This is a genomic window from Nocardiopsis exhalans (genome assembly GCF_024134545.1).
GTDB classification, from domain to species: Bacteria; Actinomycetota; Actinomycetes; order Streptosporangiales; family Streptosporangiaceae; genus Nocardiopsis; species Nocardiopsis exhalans.
In genome coordinates, this window is record NZ_CP099837.1 from 5841218 (window position 1) to 5867606 (window position 26389).

General features: G+C 65.2%; 20 protein-coding genes and 1 tRNA gene. 7 read left to right on the forward strand and 14 right to left on the reverse strand.

The genetic code is table 11. The annotated features are described in order from the left end of the window. Nucleotides 1–22: 22 nt before the first annotated feature. Nucleotides 23–2869, reverse strand: coding sequence for a penicillin acylase family protein (locus NE857_RS25800; protein WP_254418041.1), 2847 nt, complete (start codon nt 2867–2869; stop codon nt 23–25). A gap of 398 nt (nt 2870–3267) precedes the next feature. Between NE857_RS25800 and NE857_RS25805 the strand changes: the two genes are divergently transcribed. Further along, nucleotides 3268–3786, forward strand: coding sequence for a hypothetical protein (locus NE857_RS25805; protein WP_254418042.1), 519 nt, complete (start codon nt 3268–3270; stop codon nt 3784–3786). 481 nt (nt 3787–4267) lie between these two features. On the opposite strand, the gene NE857_RS25810 is transcribed toward NE857_RS25805, so the two are convergent. After that, the gene (locus tag NE857_RS25810) at nt 4268–5158 is read right to left on the reverse strand and encodes a cobalamin biosynthesis protein (protein WP_254418043.1); all 891 of its coding nucleotides are present in this window, start codon (nt 5156–5158) and stop codon (nt 4268–4270) included. 478 nt (nt 5159–5636) lie between these two features. Between NE857_RS25810 and NE857_RS25815 the strand changes: the two genes are divergently transcribed. Beyond that, nucleotides 5637–5712 (forward strand) — tRNA-Arg (locus NE857_RS25815). 478 nt (nt 5713–6190) lie between these two features. After that, nucleotides 6191–6658 carry a DUF4352 domain-containing protein gene (locus NE857_RS25820; protein ID WP_254418044.1) on the forward strand — a complete coding sequence of 156 codons (468 nt, stop codon included), beginning with the start codon at nt 6191–6193 and terminating at the stop codon, nt 6656–6658. A 211-nt stretch (nt 6659–6869) separates the two neighbouring features. Here NE857_RS25820 and NE857_RS25825 read toward each other — a convergent pair whose 3' ends face one another. Beyond that, entirely contained in the window at nt 6870–8174 is a 1305-nt protein-coding gene (locus NE857_RS25825) for an ISAs1 family transposase (protein ID WP_254418045.1), read from the reverse strand. 373 nt (nt 8175–8547) lie between these two features. Between NE857_RS25825 and NE857_RS25830 the strand changes: the two genes are divergently transcribed. Continuing rightward, nucleotides 8548–9318: a hypothetical protein gene (locus NE857_RS25830; RefSeq protein ID WP_254418046.1), complete on the forward strand. Its 771-nt coding sequence runs from the start codon at nt 8548–8550 to the stop codon at nt 9316–9318. 917 nt (nt 9319–10235) lie between these two features. Here NE857_RS25830 and NE857_RS25835 read toward each other — a convergent pair. The 3 genes from NE857_RS25835 to NE857_RS25845 form a co-directional block, all read right to left on the reverse strand. After that, a complete protein-coding gene (locus NE857_RS25835) occupies nt 10236–11423 on the reverse strand; it encodes a hypothetical protein (RefSeq protein WP_254418047.1) in 1188 nt (395 codons plus the stop codon). 706 nt (nt 11424–12129) lie between these two features. Then, entirely contained in the window at nt 12130–13629 is a 1500-nt protein-coding gene (locus NE857_RS25840; protein WP_254418048.1) for a tyrosine-type recombinase/integrase, read from the reverse strand. Beyond that, on the reverse strand, nt 13630–13908 hold the full coding sequence (locus NE857_RS25845) for a helix-turn-helix domain-containing protein (RefSeq protein ID WP_254418049.1): 279 nt from the start codon (nt 13906–13908) through the stop codon (nt 13630–13632). Between the two features lie 846 nt (nt 13909–14754). Between NE857_RS25845 and NE857_RS25850 the strand changes: the two genes are divergently transcribed. After that, nucleotides 14755–16179 (forward strand): IS1380 family transposase, encoded by a 1425-nt coding sequence (locus NE857_RS25850; RefSeq protein ID WP_254418050.1) that lies wholly within the window; start codon nt 14755–14757, stop codon nt 16177–16179. 1368 nt (nt 16180–17547) lie between these two features. On the opposite strand, the gene NE857_RS25855 is transcribed toward NE857_RS25850, so the two are convergent. Then, nucleotides 17548–18312: a transposase family protein gene (locus NE857_RS25855; RefSeq protein WP_184366778.1), complete on the reverse strand. Its 765-nt coding sequence runs from the start codon at nt 18310–18312 to the stop codon at nt 17548–17550. 664 nt (nt 18313–18976) lie between these two features. Here NE857_RS25855 and ltrA point away from each other — a divergent pair. Beyond that, on the forward strand, nt 18977–20227 hold the full coding sequence (gene ltrA, locus NE857_RS25860) for a group II intron reverse transcriptase/maturase (protein ID WP_254418051.1): 1251 nt from the start codon (nt 18977–18979) through the stop codon (nt 20225–20227). 1298 nt (nt 20228–21525) lie between these two features. Here the strand turns inward: ltrA and NE857_RS25865 are convergent. From NE857_RS25865 to NE857_RS25885, 5 genes are read right to left on the reverse strand one after another with little or no spacing between them, the layout of a single operon-like run. After that, complete coding sequence (locus NE857_RS25865) at nt 21526–22080, reverse strand: pentapeptide repeat-containing protein (protein ID WP_254418052.1); 555 nt, start codon at nt 22078–22080, stop codon at nt 21526–21528. 9 nt (nt 22081–22089) lie between these two features. After that, nucleotides 22090–22257 carry a multiple cyclophane-containing RiPP AmcA gene (amcA, locus tag NE857_RS25870; RefSeq protein ID WP_254418053.1) on the reverse strand — a complete coding sequence of 56 codons (168 nt, stop codon included), beginning with the start codon at nt 22255–22257 and terminating at the stop codon, nt 22090–22092. 3 nt (nt 22258–22260) lie between these two features. After that, the gene (gene amcB / locus NE857_RS25875; RefSeq protein ID WP_254418054.1) at nt 22261–23361 is read right to left on the reverse strand and encodes a cyclophane-forming radical SAM peptide maturase AmcB; all 1101 of its coding nucleotides are present in this window, start codon (nt 23359–23361) and stop codon (nt 22261–22263) included. 57 nt (nt 23362–23418) lie between these two features. Beyond that, complete coding sequence (locus NE857_RS25880) at nt 23419–23697, reverse strand: hypothetical protein (protein WP_254418055.1); 279 nt, start codon at nt 23695–23697, stop codon at nt 23419–23421. A 6-nt stretch (nt 23698–23703) separates the two neighbouring features. After that, nucleotides 23704–24240: an ATP-binding protein gene (locus NE857_RS25885; RefSeq protein ID WP_254418056.1), complete on the reverse strand. Its 537-nt coding sequence runs from the start codon at nt 24238–24240 to the stop codon at nt 23704–23706. On the opposite strand from NE857_RS25885, the gene NE857_RS25890 reads away from it, so the two are divergent. Further along, complete coding sequence (locus NE857_RS25890; RefSeq protein ID WP_254418057.1) at nt 24234–24401, forward strand: hypothetical protein; 168 nt, start codon at nt 24234–24236, stop codon at nt 24399–24401. The two genes, NE857_RS25885 and NE857_RS25890, sit on opposite strands and share 7 nt — an antisense overlap. A gap of 83 nt (nt 24402–24484) precedes the next feature. Here NE857_RS25890 and NE857_RS25895 read toward each other — a convergent pair whose 3' ends face one another. Together NE857_RS25895 and NE857_RS25900 are read right to left on the reverse strand one after the other, a co-directional pair. Beyond that, nucleotides 24485–25696, reverse strand: a complete 1212-nt coding sequence (locus NE857_RS25895) for a helix-turn-helix domain-containing protein (RefSeq protein ID WP_254418058.1) — start codon at nt 25694–25696, stop codon at nt 24485–24487. Nucleotides 25697–25710: 14 nt separating this feature from the next. Further along, nucleotides 25711–26217 (reverse strand): flavoprotein, encoded by a 507-nt coding sequence (locus tag NE857_RS25900; protein WP_254418059.1) that lies wholly within the window; start codon nt 26215–26217, stop codon nt 25711–25713. Nucleotides 26218–26389 lie beyond the last annotated feature (172 nt).

Below are 26389 nucleotides of genomic sequence, written 5' to 3' on the forward strand. Positions count from 1 at the left end.
AGTCCCCTCCCGGTTCGCCCGGTCACCTTCCGCCGGAGAACTGGTAGACGACCTGGTAGGTGGGCCGGTTCTGCCAGGCGATCGGCCACATGCCGATACCGCCCACCGCCTGGTGGATCACCGTGTCCGCGCAGAGCTGGTTACCCGCCGAACAGTGCTCGCCGCCGGGGTAGACGTCGCCCGCCGGGACCGCCGCCGCCTCCGCGAGGCTGTCCAGCAGGACCGTGCGGCAGGAGTCGACGTCGCCCTCACCGCAGTAGACCTCGTCACCGAGCGCGCCCTCCACGTCCTGGCCCAGGACTGTACGCAGGTCCTTGTGCACGTAGGACCACCAGCCGTACTGGAAGGCCGAACCCACGTGCCCGACAGCCGACGGGGACTCGTCGACCGAGGCGGCGCGGGTCAGCTGCGTGTAGAGGTCCTCGCCCAGGCCGGGTTCGAACTGGGCCCGGACCAGCAGCGGCCACCAGGCGTCCAGCACGCGGATGGCGTCGGCGTGCTCGTAGTACCCGGCGTCGCGCTGGGGTTCACGGCGCAGGGAACCGGACTCGGTCCAGTCGCGCAGGGCCTCGACCGTCTCGGCGAGTTCGGGGTCCTCGACGGCCTCGGTGTCGAGGACCTCCAGGAGCACGGGCAGAACCTGTTCGGCGCGCAGGTCGGCGACCCCGGCCTCCATCATCGTGGCGGTGAGCGAGGCGGGGGTGAACTGGTGCCCCTCTCCGATCAGCCCGGCCACTCTGGCGTCCAGCAGGTCGTTGCGGTGCACCGAGCCGGTGGACCAGCCCGAGGTGTACCCCTGGGCGGGCTTGTTGTTCCAGTTGACGATGTAGTCCGGGTTGATCTCCTGCGGGTGGTCCGACTGCGGGTGGTAGTCGGCCTCGTTGGTGGCCGGGTCCCAGCCGGACCAGCCGGAGCCGGAGTAGGCGTCGATGGGCAGGTTCGGGTTGGTGCCCTCGGTCCGGACCGGGTTGGCACCGGAGTTGATGAAGGCGATGTCCTCGCTGTCCACGTAGTGCCAGTTGAACGCGTACCCGATGTCGCCCGCCGCCTCGGTGAAGGTCTCGGCGGAGGTGACCGCGTCCGGGTCGTTGAACTGCTGGAAGCCGAGGATGGAGTCGACCTCGCGCATGTAGGTGGACCGCAGCTCGGTGAAGGCCACCGGGGAGCCGTCCACGGTGGCGAAGGACCGCACCAGACCGAACTCGGACCGCAGGGAGGTCAGGGTGTAGCCCCCGGCCGGGGTGCCGTCGGCGACGGTGGGCTTCCAGTCGTTGCTGACGCTCAGCGCTTCGAAGTCCGTGCACTCCCCGGCGGTGTTGACGTAGGCGCGCGAGGAGGTGGAGGGGTCGGAGCCGTCGGTCTCGCACAGCTCCACCGCGAAGGTGTCGGTGATGTCCTGGCCCGCCGAGGTGGCGCTCCAGGCGTAGTCGACGCCGCGGCCCATCTGGACGTAGAAGCTCACCCCCGCGAAGGAGGCACCCCGGGCGCTGATCCCGGGCCCCTGGAGTTCCTGGAGCATGAGGAGCTGCGGGGAGAAGTAGCCGGTCTGGGGTCCCATGACGGCGACCGGGTTGCCGCTCTCGGTGTGGGCGCCCGAGACGAGCAGGGCGTTGGACATGCCGCGCGGGTCGAGGAAGCCCTCGGGCAGGACCCCGTCGTCGAAGATGCCCTCGGCGGCGGACAGGTCGCCCTCCTCGACCATCTGCTCGAGTTCGGCCCGCTGCTCCTCGGGGAGCTCCTCGACGGTGGGCGCCTCGGGTCCGGGCGCGTCCTCGTCGGCCGAGGCTGCTGCGCGGGGTTCGGCCGTGGCGGCGGAGGCCGCGGATCCGTACTCGTCGTGGACGATGCTGTAGGGCTCGACCGAACCGGGGTCGGGCGCGACCTCGCCGACCGGGCTGTCCGGGGTCTGGGTGTAGGGGAACTCGCCGTCGACGCTGACCGAGGCCTCGGGGTCGTTCTCCATGCGCCAGGCGTGCCAGAGTTCCAGGCCCTCCTCCGCGCCGTAGCGGTCCTGGAAGTTGGCGAGCACGATGGCGGCCTGGACCTCGCCACCGCCACCGCCACCGAAGATGCCGCCGACCATCGCGGCGATCCCGACCACGTCGGTGGGCGTGAAGTGCTCGATCTTTCCCCGGTTGGTAATGGCGTTCTTGTGGCCGGTCAGGACGTACTCGCCCGGGAAGTAGCGGCCGCGGTCGGCGGCGTCGATGTAGCTGTTGACGCCTTCCAGGTAGGCGTCGACGTCGGCGAGGGCCTGCTCGCCGCGTTCACCGCTGTTCGCGACCCGGTCGACCTGGGCCTGTTTGTCCTCCTCGGTGTAGGGCGCGGTGCTCCACAGGTCCTGTTCGAGGCCGCGGTTGCCCACGGCTCCGCCCGCGAAGGAGGTGAGTTCACCGCGGCCGACCCGGCGCAGGACGTCCATGAGGAAGAGGCGGTCCTCGCCGGCGGCGTACCCGGCACCGAACATGGTGCCCTCGCGGGTGGTGCCCTCGATGTGCGGGATGCCGTGCTGACGGTCCCGGGTGATGGTGACGTCCGCGCGCGGCTTGTACCGGCGGTCGACGTTCCCCGCGTCCACGCCGAAGCTGGCGTCGATGAAGAAGTCGTCGAGGCCCTCGTCGGTGAGGCCGTCGTAGTGGTGCACGAGGTTGTCGTACATGTCGAGCTGGCTGGAGGAGTGCTTGGGCCGGGTACCGAAAGCCTGGTGGCCGAGGATCTCGATCAGGGTGGCGCTGCCGTTCTGACCGGGCGGGAGGATGTCCAGGCAGCCCGCGGGCGCGCAGTAGTCCTCATAGGCGGGTTCGGCCAAGGCGGGTGCGGCGGGCAGGGCGGCGACCGTGGACGCGACGACCGCGAGGGCCGCGCTCACGGCTCCGGCGCGGAGCCTGAGGCGGAGCGAGGGGAGCCGGGGAGAGACGGACCCGGGACGTGCGGGTCCGGAGCGGTCGGGGCCGGGGGAGGGTGCTCGAAGGTTCGGGGGCATGTGCTGTCACCACCTGGGGGTGCGGGCGATGGAGGCGATGGATGTGCCGAATTTACTCACGGGTAAGGAAATCGCGAAAGACTTTCACGTTTACTGACCGAAGGTGGGTCGCGGTCCCCGAAATCCCGTGGTTTACAGTGACCCATGCCACACCAGGAGAAATCCGCGGGCTCACCGCGTACTGACCTCGACACAAAGGGTTGACTCTGGCCACATCCGGCCACGACCCGCTTCCCTTCGAGGGCGGGGCGTGACCACCCGGCGTCTTTTGACACAATCGCCGCATGAACCAGTACCCCGATCCCCCTCAGGGTGAGCCCTGGCAGCAGCCCGGCGACGGGAACCCCGCCTGGGGCATGCCTCCGGAACAGCACACCGGCGGCCAGGTCGTGCCCTACGGCAACCCCACCGGCGGTTACCAGCCGTTCGGCGCGAGCGGCGTTCCAGACCACTCCGAGCCCACCCTCGACACCATCGGGGACATCGCGATCACACAGAACACCGTGATCACCCCGTCCGGCCGCTTCCCCATCAAGGGGACCGTGTGGACCATGTCCGACATGAGCCGAACAGAGCGGACCACCCCCACCTGGGCGATCATCGTCGCCATCCTCGTCTTCTGGTGGACCTGCCTCCTCGGTCTGCTCTTCCTCCTGGTCAAGGAGACCAAGACGACCGGGCACGTCCAGATCACCGTTCAGGGCGGCGGCCACTACCACGCCACCCAAATCATGGTGAACAACCCGGCCTACGTGCACCACCTCAGCCAGCAGGTCAACTACGCACGCTCCCTCGCGGCCTGACCGCCGACCCTGGAGACCGCTCTACATCCGGCGCCCGGCGGGGTGAACCATATCCCGCCGGGCTCCAGAACGTCTGCGCACCAGCAAATTCAGCCGTCATCGACAGCAACACCAGCCACAGGACCGCCCCCGCAGACGCTCTCGGATTCACCCGACCAGCACCTGGCAGCCACCGCACACCCCGGTAGCGGCCGCCCCTCCGGGTCAGCGCCCGGTCAATGTCCCCCATGCCACCCCAGGTCCCGTACGGTCACCCGGCTGACCGACAACACCACCAGGTCCGGAGCAGCCCACGGCCTCCGCGGCCCCGTACGGTCACCCGGCTGACCGACAACACCACCAGGTCCGGAGCAGCCCACGGCCTCCACGGCCCCGCGGTGACCACGCTGCTACCACCGTTCGAGGCGGCCCCACCACCAGCAGGACCTCCGGAGGGACGTTTGTCGACCGGAGCGACCCCCGAACCGTTCACCCCCACCGTTCACCGAAGCACCGCCGTCAGCAGCGCACCCAGGTTGACCGCGCGGGCCAGCCGGACCGCACGACGGATATCGGTGACCTCCACGGAGGGCCCCTCCCCCATCGACGGCCGGTGCTCCACCCGGTCCCCGTACGTGTTGGCCCCGCCCAGGGTCCGGCCCAGCGCTCCCGCGAACGCGGCCTCGCACTGTCCGGCATTGGGACTCGGATGCGCGTGGCGGTCCCGCCGCCACACCCGCCAGGCCTGCTCCGGCCGACCACCCACCACCGGCGCGGCCAGCACCGTCAACAGCGCGGTCAGCCTGGAGGGCGCCCACCCGGCCACGTCGTCCAGCCGAGCGGCGGCCTTCCCGAACCGTTCGTACCTGGCATCGCGGTGCCCGACCATGGCGTCCAGCGTGTTCACCGCCCGAAAACCCACCAGTCCCCCGGTCCCGCACAGCGAACCCCACACCAGGGGACCCACCACCGCGTCCGAGGTGTTCTCCGCCACGGACTCCACCACGGCCCGGGCGAGACCGGCCTCGTCCAGAAGGGCGACCTCACGCCCGCAGAGCCCGCCCACCAGCTGCCGCGCCCGCTCCAAGTCCCCCTGCTCCAGAGCGTGCGCGACCTTCTCGGCTTCCCGTCCGAGCATGCTGCCGCCCAGCACGGCCCAGGTGGCGGCCGCGACCAGCGCCGGGTGGCGCACCCGTGAACCCGCCAGGACGACCGGAAGCACTGCGGCGCCCGCGAACAGCGCACCGGCCGCCACCGAGTCCCGGTAGAGCCACCGCTCCAGGCGTCCGGCGGCGGTCCCGAAAAGCGCCACCGGGTGCCCCTTCTTCGGGTCCGGCACCGTCCTGTCCAGCCAGAACCCGGCCACCAGACCGACTCTCACACCCTTGGTCAACAGCGCCTCCTCTCATCGCCAAACCCCTGCAAACCCGCGCTTGCCACGCAATGTATTCGCCCATACACCTGGAGCATCTTAGAGTCGACCCAAGGAGGAGGCTCATGCTGTTCACGGTGGCATCACTGATGATCCTGGCAGGTCAATGGTGGGTCTTCTGACCGCCCTGGCCGCCCCAGGCCCGGGGCGGCCGACCAGAGGTTCACGAAACGCCAGCGGCACAGCAGCGCACCGGGGGTTAATCACGGGTAACGTGGGGCTCGACGCCCATAGCGACCGGTTTGGTGGAGCCCGAGTGGTAACGAGACGCAACTACGAATCACCGTAGTTGGTGATGCTTTGCCCTCCCTTGGGTGACATCTGACGAATACCCTAGAATGTCTCCCCAGGGGCACAAGCGGCACACCCCGGCGGCCCTACACGCACGATCGGTCACAACGCGATCACGCCCTGCCATATAGGGCCACAATTGAATCAGGCACCCGTAGCTCAGTGGATAGAGCATCGGACTTCTAATCCGACGGTCGCAGGTTCGAATCCTGCCGGGTGCGCCACAAAACCCCAGGTCAGACGGGGTTCACGAGGACCTCGGAAGAGGTCCTCGCGGTGTTTGGGGGCCATGTGTGCTCCTGGTGTGCTCCCCAGTACAAGGTGAGTGCAGGTGGGGTTCGACCCCCCGGAGCACTTTGCCGTTCTGTGACCTTGGTAGCCCGCCCCAGCGGCCCGGCCCCCACCCCGTCCTCCTGGATATGTCAGCCGCCCACACGCCCCGACACGGACACCGCCCCGCGCAACAACATCACGGGCGCTTCCACCACCGCCCCTGAGTTGGAGCGTTTCTCCTACTCCTGTTCGGAGGCGGAACCACCAGGCCATCAACCCCAACGGGCCTCGGTCTGAGGTCGGCAGACCGGGCCGCCATAATAGCCACGCAGACAGTTCTCTGACGGAGGCCCCATGACCACCCCATCCCCCACCCCACCAGCTTCCAAGTTCCCCGCCGGGTGGGCATTCGGCTGCGGGTGCGGAGGCATGGCACTCGGCGCACTGGCCATGCTGATCTTCGTGCTAGCCACGTACCCGATGCCTGATGACACTGCGACCACTGCGCAAGCCGAGGCGGAGGAACGACAGGTCGAGCGCGACGAGGCGTTTGAATTCAACGAATTCAGCCTCACTGTCGAAGATATCGAGATGGACGCCACGCACTTCGGCGACCGCGCAATCTCCTCTCCCGGCAACTACGTGGTCGTGACGGTGAGGGTCGAGAACACGTCCCAGGAGCCCCAGGAGGCGGACCGGCGGTGGTTCCGTCTGGCAGACGCTGAGGGGGCCGTCTACGAGCACGACCGTGACATGGCTATTCGGACCCGGCAAGACGTCAATCCAGGCAACGCGCTGGTCATCACGAGCCCCTACAGCGTTCCGGCTGACACAGAGATCACGCACCTGCTGGTCAGGGACGTGGAAGACGGAGAACTGGTCAGAGTCGAGCTGTAGGCCAGCGTCCCGCCCCGCGGCTAACGAGAGGTCATCGCTCCGTAACGACGAGTGGGGCTAGCGGCGGGCGCTCTTCCTTGACCTGGCGCGGGCCGGGCGGGGCTCGGGCAGCCGCCCCCACCCACACCAGGCGCCCAGAGACGCCCCCGAACTTAGGAGAGGGGTGGGCTCCGGGCGCCCAGCTCAGCCCAGGGCCCCGGAGTTCTCGTGCTTAGATCCATACGGGTTGGTATGGGGTGATGACGTGGAGTTCGAGTACCTTGTCCGGATCGGTGTGGGCCCTGCGGCCTGACGCGAGGTTCTTCCACCCCGCAGCGGTCAGCGCTTGGCGGACGATATCCGTCAAACACCCCAACACGACCGGTGCGGCCCCAGTACGGGTGCGGCGAGCGTCCTCTTTGAAGATCACGTCCCGCACGTAGTGCACCCGGTTTTCCACCGTCCAGTGCCCGCGGGCATGAGTGGCCAACTCCTCAGGTGAAACCTGGTGAGCGTCCAGATCGGTGACAGCGAAGACCACCTCGCGGCTGCTCTTGAGGGTTCCGTGCCTGCGGCGGTGACGCTCGATGCGCACCACCTGACACGCCCCGGGGAAGGGCAATACTTCTATTGCGGTGACCTTAACCAAGCGGCGTTCCTGCCTGCCGTGTGCGTGGCTGGGTCCTCCATCGTGGGCGAGGGGCACCTTCTCCCAGGGCAGAGCAGCCAGCTGCTCGTGCAACGTGGGGCGGTTGCCCTTGACGTAGATCAGATAGTGGGCTCGGCGTTTGCTCAGGTAGGTGGCGTGGGCGGCCACGGTGTGCAGGGCATCGGCGGTGATGAGTGCCCCTTGGAGCTGGTCGTCGTCGAGCTGGTCGAGCAGTCTGGTGAAGGCGCCTGTCTCGGCGCCATTGTTGGGGATCTGGGTACTGGCGACCACGGCCGCGTCGTGGTGTCGGGCCGCGTGAAAGACCACCGAGCGGGAGCTTTGGCCCTTCCTGGCGCGGGCCCTGCGCTGGGTCTTGCCGTCAGTGGCATAAGCGGTGTGGCGGGGCGCCTGGTGTGGGGGACGGTACCGCTGCTGGTGGTGGGCGCGGCGGTGTTCGTGTTCGGGTGCCCCGGCGGGGGTGCGCGCCGAGCTTGTCTGGGGTGGGGTATGGGTGTTCAGGCAGGCCAGGCCCGCGCGGGTGAGCTGGGCGGGGTCCAGGCGGGCGAGGACGTTGCGCAGGGTGTGCTCGTCGGGGAGGTGGATCCGTCTGGTGAAGGGGCATACGGGCAGGCCCAGGACCAGAAGGACGCGGCGGGGCGCGTGGTGGGCCCATTCGATGATGGCGCAGGTGGTGTCGTGGCCAGCGCTGGTCAGGGCACACACGCACAGGGCGAGCAGGGCGGGCAGGCCATAGCGGCGGCCGCGTGGGTTCCTGGGATCGTTGATCGTGGCCAGGTGGTCCAGCAGGTCAGGGGCGGGTTCGCCTGCGGGGGTGAGTGGTTGTGCGGGTGGGGTTGAGGACGAGCACGGAGTACGGGGGGATGACACAGCGGGCACGGAGCCTTACAGCTTGTGGTTTCTCGACAACTCCATAATCCATCAGGCCCGTGCCCGTTTTTCGTGTCAGGGCCTGGCCATAGCTGCGCAGACTGCTCAAACCCGGTGTTCGTGCGTTCCCCGGCAAACCGCGAGAACTCCGGCGCCCTGACCAGCCCCCACGACTGAAAGGGGTTCTCAGAACTCAGCGCGCCGCCCGTCACGTCCACACCTTGACACACATCGCCTACCCCTAACGACGGGAGGATCTACCAGCGGGGGCAAAATTCGGATGCGAGAAGCAACCCAACTGTGCCAGAATCATCACTCTCTGATGGAACGAAGGGGAACGTGCGATCGCGTGAATACTACACAATGGCGACCGTTGTCGCACGAGGCTGGCCTGGCTTCCTACTCTCTAAGGGGAGGACTCAGAAGCCTCAGAAAAGCAAATTACGAAAAACCCATGAACTATTATGGTGGCTTCTTTCAGTATACAATTGGCCTTGAACGCATCATGAAGCTTGCGCTAATCGTAGACTACGTGGCACAGAACAAAACATTCCCAAACGACAACCAGTACATAAAACAATACGGACACAAAATAAACAACCTTCTAGATGGAATTCAAGATATACGAGAAAGAATCGAAGAACCTTCTCGAGTCTGGAAACTCCCAGAAAAAGACCTTACGGACGCGGCGGTTAAATTCCTCACAAACTTTGCCCAGAGTGCACGCTATTACAATATTGATGTATTGACAGGAAAAGAGGCAACCCAGGACCCTGTCAAGGTATGGTTTTCCACCGTGGGGAAGAAACTCCTCGCCAAAAGAAAAGGGAGCCCACCCTCTGCAGAGTGGGCTAGAGCTTTAGACTCCGACCTCGGAGACTCTCTCAGCTTCCGCTTCGAAACCGAGACAGGGGAACCAATTCGAGGGCTCGAGGCCGCAATCCGAGCAAAAGATGACAGTGAATACGTAGCAAAGGAAGGGACTTTTCTTTGCTCAAGAATAGCCCGCCATGCAATATCTGTACTCACCGAACGCAGCAATCAGGTACCCCATGAAGTAGAAATTCCTGATTTTAGTGAATTCTTCCATATTTTCATCATGGATGACGCATATCTCAAGAGACAAAAAGTATTTACCGGCTAGAGCACACGGCGAGCAACAAGGAAGGAAAACAAGTCTGCACTGACTTCGATGCCCCAAAGTCAATACACGTAAAGAGCATCCCGGGTCGAAGATTCAGGATGCCAACCGTCCTCCAACTGTTCGCACCCGACCTGCCCGCCGGGCACCCCCTCCTCGGGGGAGCCGAATTTCTCCAGGTCCTGTGATGCCCCAACGGCTACCCCAACCCGCCGAATGTCGACGGCCACGACCTAACTCACTGGTTCACCCTGCGCTGGCGACACGACCCCGCCGGAATCACACCGCTACCCGAACAACCCTGCCTCCCACCAGCGTTAAGTAATACGCCCTCCCACCCTGCGACCTGGTAATCGAGGAAATCACCGACTACCCCTCCGGTGCCTTCCTGCCCGAAGAACTCGCTGACCGCATCCAGGAATGGGAGAACGCCACTCCCGAGACCGGACACGTAGCCCCCGAAGCCAGCTACTTCGACGGCCTCGCCCACAGACGGGTAATGAAGTTCGGCAGCCACCAACTCTGGGGCCTCATCAGTCCCTTCCCGGTGGCTTGCGACTGCGCCCCCTGAAACTCCTACTCCAAATCGACAGCATGGAACCAGGCGGACTGGACCGCCTCGTCATAAGCCGTGGCTACTCCCTCGGCATCCACTACTGCCCCACTTCCCCGACCACCCCCACCACACCGTTATGCAATAACTGATGTCTTCGCGCACATACTGACCTTTGAGATTGGGGTTGGCGAACCTGCCTGATCGGACCAGCTCGGTCTGCCCAGGTCAAACCGTTAGGCCATGCTCGCCGCTCTGGTCAAATCGCTCATCAAAGACCAATATCCCTATAGGCGACCCACACAAGTTGCACCTCTTTGGCCGTCAGCACGACCACCGAGCCGATCTCGGGGAAAAACTAATTTCCTCAAGTCACATAAACAGGAACCGAAGATCCTTCTTCGCCCCCACGCACAGATATCGACACCTCCAAAGTTTGGGAACCACACAGTTCAAGCGGAGTTTCAAACGTGTTAAATAGTCCGATTTCATTATTTAGCAAAAGTCCAAACTCTCGGACAGTCAACTGTTCTTCCTTTAAGCCAACAGAGGCTGTTACAGTTGACAAAAAACCATCCTTGGATGATTTTTTCGAAGAACGATGAAGCCGTCGCAAATTGCCCGGAACTCCCCTCGCCCCCTTTTGCTCTTTTGAAGCATCTGGGCTGATATACATTTCTGAAGGGTCAACGACGGAATCAAACATGATTCCATAAGCGCGCCCCACAAATCTACTACCTTGGGTCACATGGATTCCGAGATGTGCTTGAGCTATACCGGCATACATATCTCTCATCTGCCTAGTAGTCAGAGCTAGCGACTTGCGTCTGTCTGCCCCATAGGGCAAGATCACACGACGTCCATGTTTCGAATGAAATGTTGCCGTCCGAGCATCGGTATACACTTTTTCAACAATGGCATCTTCTGGATCCTTGCTGACGCTACTAGTGTATGGACGAAGATCTAATTCGCCAGAAATATCTTTTAGGGCAGAGCGGAGCCACTCAGCCTCTGCCTCCCCTTCTCTCTTCGGGCGGAAGTCACTAATTATAGATTCAAGCGCCAGATAGATATTCCGGAACGCATCAAGTAGATCACTGGTCGTATTCGCGTGCCTATAGTATCGAAGACTTGGGTGCCAGCCAGGTGGTTCACTCTCGACCGCTCCTCCTTTTGCAATTCCACGAGCCTTGCCGCGAAGTTGCATCGTGTCAGTACTAGAAATACGGACAACATGCCTTCCTTTCACACACCACCAGGCAATATACAAATCAGAAGGCCTAACAAGCGTAGAAGTCACACCCCGAGTCGCAGAAAAAATATCCAGAGCAATGTGAGATGATTCCTCGGCGTGATTTAGAACATCCTCAGATCTACGCATACCCGCCCCCCGGATAACTAGGCCACGCTCCCCCTCGCGCGCACTAACTGACCATCCTTCCTCGGTAGTGTACTCAACACTATCCTGTGCAGCCTGTCTCATAAAAAGTACAGCTCCGCTACTAGGAACCCCTGGGACGAACAGCTCTCTATTTCCATAGAATCCCATATGCATCCTCTTCCTTGGCCCATTAATTTAAGCCAAAACCGACACCATTTTCACGCAAACAAGAGAACCCTCCAGGGACATCAAGCCGCCCTTGAAATGATCTCAAGTATTTCGGCAAATCCCTAGTTGGCATACAAGAGAGGACCACGCCCCTGCCCAACATCACCATTAAAAATGGAACAAAAAGAGGCGCCCACCGCATGGCAGGCGCCCCCGTAACTCCGCTTAGGAAAAGGCCGCAAAGAGAGCCGTCACAGAGCCCAGAGCAGCGATCGCAGCGCCGCCTCCCATAAGAAGCGACACTGGCCAGACCTTGCCGGACTCACGCGCCAGAAGAACCGAGACGCTGGCACACAACGCAGAACCAGTAATAATCCATCCGAGGAGAACAAGCTGAAGCATGCAAACCATCCAGTGATATAGCGGCATGGATCATTCAGGCGAATGATCCCCATACAGCTCAATCAAAGAGGTTTTGATACCTCAGCACACCCATCGTTGGATTACCATCCATTAAGCGTGGAGCTCGTTGGATTATATCATGAATCAGCTTAGGCAAAGCCTTTCACGTTATCCCGTGGACCATCGGACCTTTGATCCGATGTTCCACGCCCCCTGGGCGTGAGGAAACCCCAGGCCAGGAGGGTTGAACCCGTATCCTCGCCCGGGGCTGATGGTGCCGTGCGGCTCCTCGTGTGCTCCCCTGAACCGGCTACCGCAGCGGCACCAGACCCCCCGCCCCAGCAGGAGCCGACGCTCCGCGTAGCAGGGCGGCGGTGGCCTCGGCCGCTGCTTTGGCCACGTCCGGGAACACGCTCTGGTAGGTGTCCTGGGTGAAGTGCGTGGTGGAGTGGCCCAGCTCAGCCGAGACCACCTTCACGTCCGTTCCCGCGGCCAGCGCCATCGAGGCCGCCCCGTGCCGCAGCCCGTGCAACGTGATCGGTGGGAGTCCGGCTGCTCGGGCGATCCGGGCGAACCAGTCGCTCACGTGCGAAGGCAGCCACCCGGACCCGTCTTGGCGGGTGAACACCAAACCCGTATCTACCCACTCACGTCCCGCTTTCAGCCGGGCCTGGTTCTGGAACTTCTTCCAGGCCCGCAGCACCTTCACCGTGTCGGCGTCCAAGGTGATGGTGCGCTGCCCGGCTTCGCTCTTCGGGGTGGAGGTGAACGTTTCCCAGGACAACTGCACCACCTGCGTGCGGATATCAGCCTCGGCGTCCGTCAACCTGGTGTTGGCCCAGGGCAGCCCGACGGCTTCGCCCCGGCGTAGGCCTTTGACGGCGATCAGGTGGAACAACGGGTGCAGCCACACGTACTTGCGGGAGTGTTCCAGGAAGGTACGGGTCTGCTCCGGGGTCCACACCATCACCTCCCCAGGCACCGCCCCCTCCTTCTCCCAGCGCTCGACTCGCCCCGGTGTCCACACCAGCGGCCGTTTCCTCGGACAGGAGGGAAGGCGTGCGTGGGAGGCGACGTTGACGTTCACCGGCTCCTCGGGGCTGCGCACCGCATCCGACAGGGCACTGCGAAGCGTGGCGCGGATGCGGTGCTTGGTCGACAAACTCACCACCCGCTGCCCCCGCACCGAGGCCCGCACCTTCGCTTCGTCGGATTCGCGGGCCTCCAGGATCCGCTTGTTGTTGGCCTCGGTCCACTCGAACATCGCCTCGACCTGGGTGGACTTGAGCCGGTCCAGCCGGACCTGGCCCAGGTGCGGTACCAGGTATTTGCGGATGTGCCCGGCGTAGGAGGTCTGGGTTCCCTCGGCCAGGTCCGGCTTCGCCGCAAGCCACCCCTTCAAATAGGTGCCCACGGTGGGAGCTTCCTTGCGCACATCAGCCCCCGTCCCCAGGCGTTTGCGCACCTCCTCGACTGAGGGGAACGGGGTGCGGGCCTTGAGGGCGTTCTGGATCAGGTCCGCGATCTGCACCTCCACATCCCCCTCACCCTGAGCCAGATCGAGGAGGGCTTTGAGGTGGTCCAGTGCCTCCCATGCCTGTTCCTGGCTCTCCAGCCCGGTGCGGCGGGCCTGACGCCGCTTGCCCTTACTGGTTCGGGGGAGTTCGAGCTGGTACCCCCAGTCGCCGTGGCGAGGGTTGAACGCCCCGCCCTGACGCCGCAACTTCGGACACCGCACCCCCAGCGCCCGCCCGGAGTTCTCGTCCCGGCACCCGCAGCGCTTGAACACCCGTCCCTGATGAGAAGCCATCTACGACTCCCCCTCCATCCCGTGGTTACTGCGCGCACCACACCGTGAACAGCCACCCGAGTCGGCGAAGGCTTCAAGGCCGAGGTGGGCCAGAATCCCCATGGTCGGGATCCGCCAGCTCCGGCCCACCCGAAGCACGGGGACCGGGAAGGACCCCTGGCGCAGGAGCCGGTAGGTCGTGGTGCGGCCCAACCCGAGCATCCGCCCGGCTTCGACCGGGTTCAGAACCACCGGCAACTGGCCGACCTCGTCCAACCTGACCGGAGTATCCGACCTCACCCCACCCACCTCCCCACCACCTGTGAACTGCACGGATACGGTGCGCGGCCCCGCGTTTGGCGGGGCACCACGCATCCACGCTCGACCTCGCAGAGGTGGTCAAGCGGATTCGTCAACAACACCACCGGATTTTTCCTCCCACGCTGATCCACCACCCGATACGGGCGTTATGTCGTTTTCGCTGGTCAGGGCGACTAGCAGCCCTGTGTGGGGCCGAACCCCGGGTCCGGGCCCCGCTTGGGCGGGACCGGGGTGTTCGGGGCGGTGTGGGGGCGCTGGTGGCCCCACACCGCCCCCACCGTCCGGACAGAACAGAAACCGTCCGACCCCCTCACCCCGCGCCAGCCCCGAACGACGAACACGGCCCCGGACACGAAGCGCCACCCACGTCCCGTGCTCGTCCCCACGCACTTGCACCTCCTCTGGTTTTTCTCCCTCACCCAGTAAGAGAGCCGCCCTCACACCAGGACTTCGACACCGCGCACTGAACCCGTGGGAGGGAACAGGCCAGAAGAACGGGACGGGCAGCCCTGACAGACGTTGAACGGCGGGAGGTCCCGGCACGCTCGGGCATCCCCCTGCGACCGCCGCGCCCCTCTCGACCAGGCCGCACCGGCGAGCATCGGATCCACCTCCGGCCCATCAGCCGTGGCCCACCTCAGCCACACTGCCCGCGCACCTCACTGCGGCGCACCAGGCCACTCGGCTGCGGCGGGGCGCATGCTCAGCCCCGCCTATTCAGCCGAATTGGCCCGATCTGACCGCTGACAACACGAAAGGTGCCCCCACCTGCAAGGATGTGACTGTCTAGGAAACATCCACAGCAGAATTAGGAGCACCTTCCTGGTGCACGAGCCTACCTGGGACCACCGCCTGTCCGTGACCACCGACGGCAAGGCAACGGTCGGCCATGCCGGATCCATCCTGCTCCGCAAACTCGCCGACCGCACCGGCCTGGTCCGAGCCCTGACCGCGGCCTTCCCCACCAGCACCGCCACCACCTGGCGGGACCGGGCCATCACCCTCATCCACCTGGCCATCGCGATCGTCCTCGGCGCACGCAACCTCAGCGAGGCCGAACGGCTGGGCCTGCACCACCGCCCCGTGTTCGGCGCCCCCGCATCCGACTCCACCCTGCGCCGCACCCTGGCCGCCCTCGATGAGGCGGCCCTGACAGCGATCGCGAAGGCACGCCGGGCCGTCCGCCGCCACGTATGGACCCTGCTGCACCTGCGCCCCGGCGGCTTCCCCCAGGTGAGCGTCGCGGGCAAGTGCTTGAAGGGGTGGATCGTGCTGGACATGGACGCCACGATCATCACCACCACCTCCCACAAGGAAGGGGCCGCACCCACCTTCAAGTCCAGTTTCGGGTTCCACCCCCTGGCAGCCTGGTGCGCCAACACCGGCGAGTGCCTGGCCATGCTGCTGCGCCCCGGCAACGCCGGAGCCAACACCGCCACCGACCACATCGACGTGCTCACCCAGGCCCTGGACCAGGTCCCCGGCTCATCCCGGGCCAAGATCCTGGTGAGAATCGACGGGGCCGGCGCCACCCACGACCTCCTCAAGCACCTGCACAAGCTGAACACCACACGCAGGACGGTGCGCTTCACCGTCGGGTGGAAGATCACCGAAGCCGACGAGGAAGCGATCGCGAAGATCCCCCAGAGCGCATGGGAAACCGCCGTGGACTCCGGCGGCGACCTCCAGGAAGGCTATGAGGTCGCCGAGCTCACCGGGCTCAGCACCCGTCAAGGGTGGCCCGAGAACATGCGGCTCATCGTCCGGCGGGTGCGCCCCTCACGCCGCCACGCCAAGAAGCTCACCGAGTTGGAGCGCAAGACCGGGTGGCGGTATTCGGTCCTGGCCACCGATATCGGCCGGATGCACCGCATCGCGGGCTCGCACCAGGCGCAGTTCCTGGACGCGCTGCACCGTGACCACGCCGAGGTCGAGGACCGGGTGCGCACCAATAAGGCCATGGGCCTGGCGCTGCTGCCCTCGCGGTCCTGGACGGTCAACCGGGCCTGGGTGCTCGCGGCGAACCTCGCCTGCGATCTGGACGCCTGGCTGCGGCTGCTCACCCTGCACGATAAGGAGGACCTGGCCCAGGCCGAACCGGAGAGCATACGGTTCCGTCTCTACCACCAGAGCGCACGCCTGGCCCGCCACGCCCGCCGACGGTTCCTGCGTTTGGAACGCACCTGGCCCTGGGCACAGGCGTTCAGCACCTGCTGGCAGCGGCTGATCGCCCTGCCGAACCCGGTTTGACCATCAGTTCCTTGCTCCGACGAGCAGCAGGAAGGAGGAGAAGCGCAGTCACCGGAGCTCGTGGGGCCCGGCGCACACCGCGGCGTCACGCGAGGGCCCGCTCCTGCCCGGACCAGGGACACCACGGGCGAGGTACCGGAACAGAAGACGCGATCAGCCCCCTGACGAATCGAGGTCAGCGCACACCCACACGATCACTCCTTCAACCCGCACCCCAACTTCGAATAGCAAACCAATCCCCCAACAATGGTTTTAGTGAAGTTAATGAATAACAGTTTTATAAGTGATCATGAAAGGCGAAAAGGGGACTGGGGGCAGGCCAGAGCGGGAGCAAGGGGCAGCGGGTCGGCGGGACGGCCGACCCTCCAGCAGGCCGGAGCCGCCGCCCCCTACGTGAAGATGACTACCCACTGGGTATAAGTCTGGATTCGTGAGTCACGCCCGAAGGGGCTTTGAACTGCAAGGATGTGCGCCTTCGACCGGGTGGTGCCACTGGGGGCGCTGGCGTAGTCACAGGCGTAGTCACAGGCAGGGCGATGCGCGTAGTCACAGGCATAGTCACAGGCGTAGTCACAGGAGCCCCCTGTTTTTGCCGCCTCCCCTCCCCGCGCGAAGGGGGATCGCACAGGAAAGGCTTCTATAAATCCACAGAGAATTCCTTTATCGCTAGCTCAATCTGTCACAGCACATCGGCGCTGACTAGCACACCTCCGAGCGCGCGCACCGATCCCGAAGTATCCCGAGCAGCACGCCCTCTCCGGGCAGCCATTCCCCACATGCGAGAACGCTTCTTTGGCCACAAAATTCTCTATCAGAGAATCTCATGCAAGCAACGATTAAATGATGGCCCTCCACCCGAACCGAGGTCGAAGCATGCACCCTTGAACACTTAGAGAAACTGAGTAATAAATGAGCTCTAAAAGAGCGAAGAGGGGCGGGCGGGCCGGGGAGGAGCCAGGCGGGGCGCGTGGAGCGAGCCGCCGAGGGGGTCGCCGCCAGGAGCCGCCGCCTCTACGTGAAGATGACTACCCACAGGGTATAAGTCTGGTTTTGAGTCACACCCCTCAAATGCACTTTGACCTGCAAAAATGAGTGCTGCAAGGGGGTCCACAGGCGTGGAGGGGGCGTTGGAGTGATCGGTGGAGGGTGCGTTGGAGTACTGATTCACTGGCTCTCACCCACCCTGCGGAGCAGGCCTGGGGCCGGAAACGGAGGGTGTGGGGCAGCCCGCAGACACCCCCGCGAGCCAGGTGATGCGCTTGGCTCGTTTGATCAATTTCCAGCGCGGAAACGTGGTGGCGAATCGCTGAATAAGAAACCCCACAACCTTTCTTTGTGGTTCTCGTTATCGCACGCACTGAGCGCTTTTCATCCTGCTTCTCGGAGTTGGAGGGCGAGCACGGCTCGGGTGATCTCACCGGCCCGTCGCGGGCAGCACCGCAGCCGGCGTAGCACGTCCCAGTTCTTGAGCTGGGCGATGGCCCGCTCGCCCGGGCCGCGAAGCTTGGCGTGCTCGGAGTTGGCGTCCTTCTTCCACTGCGGCTTGCCCCGGCCCTTGAACGGGCAGAACACCACGTCCGAGAGCCCCACGTACCCCTTGTCACCCAAGCCGAGGAGCCCCGCGGCAGCGATGCGCTCGGCGATCCTCCATACCCGTGCGGCTCTGGTGTCGTGCACCGAGCCCAGGAGTGACCACGAGGTCCACAAGGGCTCGCCGTCCGGGGCCGCGACGACCTGGATATTCATGCCGTGCCGCTTGTGCTTGCCCGAATAGAACGGGCGGTCGGCCGCGACGCGGTCGCAGGCAATGAGCGTGCCGTCCACAATCACATACCCCCACCCTGTGCGGCGTGCGCGGCGCAACCCCTGCTCCAGGGTGGGTGCCAGCTTCGCGAGCAGGGCCGTGGTCTCGCGCACGTACCGCCAGGCGGTTGTGGTGCCCACCCCGAAACCGGCCGCGAGGTGGGTGAACGTCTCGCCCTTGTACAGATGGACCAGCACGAGCAGGGCCTGCTGTGCGGGGTCCAGGCGTCGCCATCGGGAACCGGTGTTCTTGCGGTGGGTGCGGATGGTGCGGGCGGCCAGGTTCAAGGTCCGGCGTGACAGGGGCAGCGCGGCACGGTAGAAAAGCATGTGGAGCCTCTGGTGGGCTGGTTTTCTTGGTCGTTAACTCATCTACCAGGGGCTTGTGTGCCACGAACGCGTGAGATCGGCGGTGGTAGCGGCTGATTGAGCGTGGTGCTGCACGGGAGATGAAGGATTTGGCCCTTCGGAGCCGCCTTTCGGGAGGAGGCTTCAAACCGCCCTCCGCTGCGTTAGCTGAAGACTGTCGTGGTGAGCGGGAGGGAAAAGGCGCCCATGAGGCGTCAGGTGGGGATCAAGAAGGCGTTGCATCAAAAGCCTCGTGAAGGGTTCTCCGCGGAAGCGTCGTTAGGTATGAAGTGACATCGAAACCGGGCCTTTAAGCTCAACCCGGGATAAGTCTGGCGGGGGCCCGAGTACTGGCCAGGCGGTGTCCGGCGCAGAGGTGGCGCGATCTTGATCTGCTGCTCTCGTGCGGAACGTGGGATGGCGCGTCCCGACACAGCCCCTGCCCAGGAAAGGGCGGAGCGAGAGGGAGTTACCCAAGCGTCTGAAACGCGAGGGAGTGAGTACCGTCGCGGGACGCGCAGGCGGACCGGCTCGTAGTAGTGACGATCCTCCTGCTTGATGCGGTGGGGTGGGGAGCGAAGGGGCCGGCTTGACCGTGGTTCGTTGATGAGATCAACCGGGCGCTGCGGTGGCCGGGAGGAGTCGAGTGGACGAGCAGAGGCCATCAGACAAGCCGTTCGACATTTCCAAGCAGGAGGTCTGGGACGCTTATCAGAAGGTGCGAGCCAACAAGGGTGCGCCGGGTGCGGACGGTTGCTCGATTGAGGACTTCGAGAAAGATCTGAAGGGCAACCTCTACAAGATCTGGAACCGGATGTCCTCGGGCAGCTATTTCCCGCCTCCGGTGCTGGCGGTGGAGATCCCGAAAACACATGGCGACGGCATCCGGATTCTCGGGGTGCCGACCGTCGCGGACCGGGTCGCGCAGACTGTCGTGGCCGCCCGGCTGGAGGGAGTCGTGGAACCGAAGTTCCATGTCGACTCCTACGGGTACCGGCCAGGCCGGTCCGCGCTGGATGCGGTGGCCAGGTGCCGGGAGCGCTGCTGGGGCAACGACTGGGTGATCGACCTCGACATCCAGAAGTTTTTCGACAGCGTGCCCTGGGATTTGATCGTCAAGGCGGTCGAGGTCAACACTGACCAGCCCTGGGTCATTTTGTATGTCAAGCGGTGGCTTGCCGCCCCCATGCAACGGCCTGACGGCTCGCAAGCCGAACGGGACCGTGGGACCCCCCAGGGGTCGGCGGTTTCACCCGTGCTGGCCAACCTGTTCTTGCACTATGCGTTCGACGAGTGGATGGACCGGCGGTTCCCGTCGGTGCCGTTCGAGAGGTACGTCGATGATGCGGTGGTGCACTGTCGCAGTGAGAGCCAGGCCAGGATGCTGGTCTCGGCGATCGAGCAACGGATGGAACAGGTCGGGCTAAGGCTTCACCCGGACAAGACCCGGATCGTCTACTGCAAGGACGGAAAGCGCAAGGGCTCTTTCGAGCACACAGCGTTCGACTTCCTGGGGTTCACGTTCCGGGCACGGGCAGTTCGCAGCAGACATGGGACCGTGTTCACGGGCTTCGGCCCGGCGGTCTCCAAGACCGCCATGCGGAAGATGAGCGAAACGGTGCGATCCTGGCGGTTGCACCGCCGCACCCCCTTCTCCGAGCAGGACCTCGCACGGTGGCTCAATCCGATCGTGTCAGGGTGGATGAACTACTACGGCCGGTTCTATCGGTCGGAGCTTTATCCGCTGCTCAGGCGCATCAACGTCTACCTGGTGCGCTGGATGAGGAAGAAGTACAAACGGCTGAGGACCTTCAAGAAAGCGCACGCCGCATGGCAGCGCACGAGCGGCCAGTACCCGCGCTTCTTTGCGCACTGGCGGTGGGTCCCGGAGTTCTGACGGCGAGGTTGAGAAGAGCCCGGTGACGGGAGACTGTCACGCCGGGATCTGTGGGAGCCCGGAGGTGAGACTCCTCCGGGCGACCCGACCTTGCTGTCAGGGGAGGTTTCGGGTAGTCGGTGCGAGCCTGTGACCAGCACCTTCAGGATGAAAAAGGCTCACTCAGCACCACCTCCACATATCGCCGCCGTAGGCCGCGCTCAGCTCGTGTGAGCGGTGACCGAGTGTGTCTCGCTCACCGGCACCGTCCCGGTCGACGACCTCGACAGACCCCACACCCCGTCCTCTCCAAAACTGGCGGGTCAGGGCATCGAAACAGGGCCGCCCCTGGAAGGGAACGGCCCTGGATGCTTCTGTGCGAGGTCAGGCCACGGGCTGCCGCAGTGCCTGCCACTGACGTACCACTGCGGCCAAGTCGCTCATATCCACGGGCGGCTCACCACCGCCTGCTTCTGTGCCCCCGGGCACCGAGCCCCCTCGGCGATGCACGGGTGGCACCGTCTTCGCACGACGCCGGGCGTGCTGGTTCTTCTCGTGCACGGCCAGGTACAGGCGTACCCCGCGCACTCCGTCATCGTCCTCACACCACCCGCGCCGCCCCGTGTACAACTCCCGCTGGTGGGGCGGCGGCCCGGCTGTGTACGTGCTCGTAGGTGCTTGCCCAGCTTGGGGCCGAGGAACCTCCACACCCATCTTGCACGCCGTCCTGCCCGGGCCAGGTTCACGGCCTTGGGCCGGACGCCGCGCCGGCAGCGGTTGATGCACCTCCACCACCGGGCGAGTGCTCTGCCCGGTCGGGCTGCAGAAGACGGCGGCGAGCGCCACCCCCAGGACCCAACGCAGGTGCTCGCCCCAGCCCTGTCGGCGCTTGCGGTGCCGCCCGCTATGCTTTTCCACGATCTCCTCCTGCTGCAATCAGGTGGGGATGAAGCCCCGGCGCGGTGTTCGTAGCACCGTGTCGGGGCGCCTCCACTTCTTCGTTCTCCATCAAGGTGTGGCCTGGTCGGGTGTCGATGGCCCCGGGGTCGTACGCCACCCGGAACTGCGCTTCCCACCCACACCACACAAAGGACACAAAAGCCCCTAAAGCCCGCAAGGAATGCGCTGTTCCCGCAGGGCTGGTCGATGTTCGCTTGGGTGAGCGAGGTTCTTCAAGTCCGTTCTGCGGAAAAGTCACGGACCTGGGCAAAGGCACACCCGTAAAGCCAGTCAGGGAATGCCCGCTGGGTGTAAACACCGAGGGGCCCCGCCCGGTTTCTTTGGGTGAAGCCCCTCATTTCTTGCTGGTGCTATCGCGCCTACAGCGGGATCTCCGCGATCGTGAGGTCCAAATCGCGGATCATGACCTCGCTCAACTGCCGGAGCTGGATCTCGGTCACCTTCGCGCCGTGGAGCGAGGCCAGCCCGGACAGGTTCGACAGGTCGCTGCCGCGCAAGTCGGCGCCGGACATCTTGGTGTTCTTGATGTCCGCGGCGAAGGTGCAGTCGTCGAAGACCGCATCGCGCAGGTCACTTCCGATGATCACGGCTTCCTTGAAGGAGCAGCCGACGAACGCCACGTCACCGGTGACCTTGACCTGCTCCCAGCTGGCGTAGTCGAACTGGCAGTCCTCGAAGAGCACGTCAGTCATCGAAACGCGCGCTAGTGACACCCCCATCAGCCGTGAGCCCGTGAACCGGCACCGGTTCAGGGTGCTGTCCACCAGGCGGTGTGAGGTCAGGTCGAGGGAGGTGAAGTGGGTGTTGGCGACCTTCTCCTCCTCCAGCGGGTTGGGGTAGGGCCAGGCGCGCACCGTCGGCTCGTCGTCGCTGGGCAGGAGCACTTTCGCGCCCCGGATCTCGGCGGTCTGCACAGGGTTCCCCTACTTCTTCCAGTTGTCCCACGTCGAACGGTTGTCCCAGGGGCCTCCGCCGACGTTGTCCCAGGTGTCGCGGTTGTCGAACAGCCCTACCGGAGTGGTCGGCTGGAGCCGGTCGATCAGGTCGGCGGCCCGCTCGGATGCTTCAAGTCCGCTCAGAGTCGTCATCATCGGTCACACTCCCATCTTCTCGCCCAGGGCGCGGACGAGTTCCTGTTTGGCGTTGCGGCAGTAGGTGGTTTCGGTGGTGGTGAAGCGGCCGGTTTCGAAGTACTTGTTGGAGGCCTGTCCGCCTTGGCAGAAGGTGAAGAACTCGCAGGTTCGGCGGCATTGGTGTACGCCGTCCAGGTGTTCGCGGACGTAGGTGGTGTGTGGGGCGCGGGTGAGGATGGTGGGCAGTTGCTCACTCAGGACGTTGCCCAGGACGAAGTCGTCGTAGTGGGCGTTCTTGACGCCGAGTAGTTCTGGGGAGAGCACGACCACGTCGCCGTTGGTGCCGATGGTGGGGATGGGGTCGAGCAGGGCGGTTTCCCACCGGTCTTTGCGTCCGGACCGTACGTCGGCCAGGTAGCCCAGGAGGCGGTCGGCCTCGCGGACGCGGAGGGTGCTGCCGTTGTCGATGCGGTCGAACATCGTGTGCCAGAAGCGGCGGACGTGGGCGGGGTCGATGTGCTGGCGGGTGTCGTTGGCGCCTTCGAGTTCTTCGATGTTGAAGCCGACGCTTTTGGCGCCCAGGCCTTCGAAGAAGTCGAGCAGGGTGTGGGGGTGGGTGATGGTCTGTGCGGTGACGACGCAGATGGCGGTGAAGTCGATCCCGTGGGCTCGGAGGTGGGAGATGCCGCGTTCCACGCGGGAGGAGGCGGGTCGGTTGGACCAATCCACTCGGGACAGATTCGCCGCTGCGGGGCCGTCGATGCTCACTCCGACCCGGAAGTCGTATTGGGTGAAGAAGTCGCACCAGGCGTCATCGATGAGGGTGGCGTTGGTTTGCACGCAGTGGCGGATCCGGCTTTCTCGGCGCAGGGGCTCGAACGCTTCCACGAGGTCGCGGAAGTGTTTGCGGCGTGTGGTGAGGGGTTCGCCTCCGTGCCAGACCACGTCCACGGCCTCGCTCATGTTCTGTGTGTCGATGCCGGCGGCGAGGGCTTGGGCGACCTCGATCGGCATCTCGGTGCGGGTCTTGCGCTCGTGGACCGGCAGGTAGCAGTAGGAGCAGTTGAGGTTGCACAGCGTGGTGGGTTGCAGGATCACCGAGTGGAAGTGAGGGGCTATCACGGCACCTTCTCGCGGGAGGAAGTCGAGAGTGGGCAGGCCAGGCCGGTGGGGCGCAGGTCAACGGCTATTGGGAGGTTGGGTGACCTGCGCGGTCTGGGTGGTGTGCGTCGCGGCGTAGGTCGGGCGCGTTTGCCGATGACCGACGTTGCGAACCTGCTGGCGCAGGCCTTCGAGCGTGGGATCGGACAAGATCAGAGGGGCACAACCTCCTCGGGCGAAGGCCCAGAAGCGCCGCGATCCCGGTCCCCACAGGACCACCCAGTCGGCTCCGAGGTGGTGCTGGAGGCGTTCGGCATCGGCGTAGAAGCTCGTGTCATCGGCGCGTGTCCAGGGCATGAGGGGTCAGGTCCGTCTTGTTGGGCGGTCGATCTCGAACCACACGGTGGTGCGCCCGTTCTCCTGGAGGGTGCCCCACCGGCTCGCTTCGGCGGCGACCAGGTGCAGGCCGAACCCTCCCTCGGTGCACGCATCCAGCGGGCGTGGGCAGGGGAAGACGTGCTCGCCTTCGCGCGGGCCCTGGTCGGTGACCTTGACCTGGAATCGGTCGGGGAGCTTGAAGAGAGCCACCGTCACCTCACCGCCCGGTTCTCCGCTGCGGGTATGGCGCAAGGCGTTCGTGAAGAGCTCATCGGCCAACAGCACCAACGCCTCTGTCATGGAACCGAGGGCGATGGTCCGGGAGCGGATGCGGCGTCGCATCACCGCGGCCTGCTCCGGTTCTCCGGGAAGGATGACCGCTGCCGCCTGTTGCGGCTGGGCGGTGTTGGTGGCGATCGGGGTGTTCGCGCGCGGGTCGCTCGTGCGCCGAGGGAGCCGCTGCACCGACTGGGTCTTGTGGGCGCGAAACCGGTCCGCGTCCACCTCGATCACCTGTGCCACGTCGCCACCTCCTGCAGACCGACCAGGGGGCGTGCGACCGGCCGACCGAGCCGGGGGTGAGCCCCGCCCTGCTGAGCGGGGTGGTGGCCGAGGTGTGGCTGCTGTGGAATCGAGGCGGGGAGTTGGGAGCGCCCGGCGTGTTGGGAGCAGTGGGAGAGTGACATGCGGTGACCGTAAGGCGCGGACAGCGCACAGTTCTGCAGCCGCAGGAAGGTAAAAGACCCGCAGGATTTTGTGGGTTGGCTCAGGCCACTCCGGCCCTGCTGGCCAGGGGGCGCAGTTCCGGGGTGGAGCGCCGGTGCTCCCTGCGCAGCAGTTCGGTCAGCACCCCGGCGGTGCCGGGGTGGTAGCGGATGAGTTCGGGGGCGAGCCGTTCGGCGTCCAGCAGGGTGTGGACCGCTGCGGCGTCCTGTCGGCGCTGGGTGTAGGCGCGGGCCAGGTCCAAACAGACCTGGGCCCGGCGGCCGACCAGACCCGCAGGCAGCGCGCCCACCTGCAGGTCCTCCCCCGCTTCCACAGCGGTGCGGGCGTCACCGATCGCGACAGCGGTGCTGATGGTGTGGATGGCCACGTTCGTGGGACCGAACGCGGTCCCGTGCAGGTTGTGGTCCCCGCCCAAACGGGTGGCAGCGCGACGGGCTTGGCGTAGGAAGCGCGGCACCGCCGCACGGTCGAACTCCGCGGCGGCGGCCGTGGCGGCGGCGAGGTGGAGCCCGCCGTAGACGCTCAGCTCCTCGGGGGTTCCGGGGCGCATGCGGCGCTCCAGCGCCGAGGCCGCGCCCATCGCCAGCTCCGCCGCTTCAGCTGGCCGCCGGCGCGAGATGAACACGTACGCCAGTCGGTAGGCGCCCACTGCGGTCAGCAGCGTTTGGTCGGCCCACTCGGCGGCTGACATGGCACGGTCGGCGGCCTGCCAAGCCAGGTCCTTCTCCCCCACCCGGCGCAGTAGGGCGGCGGCGGTGTTGTAGACCATGGCTCGGGCCGAGCACACGGCGGGCCGGTCGGAGCCGGGGGTGTGGGCGGCGGCTTCGGCCTCGCGGATGAGCTGGGGCAGGCGGCGTCCGACCTCGTCGTAGCGGGCCGCTTGGTAGGCGGCGTAGGTCTGGTGCGCCTGGGTGAAGAGCGAGGCGGGGTCGACGCGGGGTTCAATGCCGGTCTCGGCGACGATGGTTTCCAGAGTGGAGTAGCGCATCATGGCCCGCTCGATCGCGCGGGCGGCGTCGTAGCGCATGTCGGTGACCGCCTCGGTTTCGGTTCCGGTCAGCTCGGTCAGGTCCAGGCGCAGGACGCGGGCCAAGCGGGTGAGGATCTCGTGGGAGTCCACCGACAGAATGCCGCGTTCGACCTGGGAGAGCCAGGACTCGGAGCGTCCCACGAGTCCGGCGAGCACGCTCTGGGAGTAGCCGTGCCGTCGTCGGGCACGTTTGATCGTCTGGCCTCGAGTGGCGGGGTCCACGCTGTGCCTTTCGGTCAGAGCCGGTTGACGGTGTCGATGACCTGCTGCCAGGAGGGCAGCCGGGCCTCATAGGGGGCATCGGGGTCGTACAGGACGGTGACCGACTCCATTCCCCGCAGTGTCGCCAAGGACCGGATGAAGGCCGGGTGGGTGGCGAGTTGGGGTTTGCAGTGCGGCACCACCACGGTGGGTACCCCGTATCCGACCATCTCGCACAGCAGGGCGATCGCGAAGTTGTCCGCCAGTCCCTGGGCGAACTTGTTCGTGGAGTTGAAGGTCAGCGGACAGGCCAACACCACATCGGCGGAGGGGAGCGACTTGCCTTGCCCGGGCATCCGGAACGCCACACGGACCGGTTCACCTGTCAGCTCCGCCAACTGATCCTGATCATGGAAGTCCATGCCTATGGGAGTGGACAACACCATCACGTGCCAGCCATGGCCATGCAGGGCCTGGATGAGCTCGGTCACCCCTTCCGGCGCGGGGGCTCCGGACAACACCAGGTACAGGGTTCTCGGCATGAGCCAGAGTCTAGAGGCGCACCACGCAGACGAGCTGCCACTTCTCGATCCTCAAACGAGGGTCGGTCGGCGAGTGACGGGAGGCGATCCCGGCGCATACCCGTGCCTCTGTCACGCTCGCTCCACCTCACATTAAGCAGGCGGCACGCCAAGCCCAAGCGTGGGGAGAGGC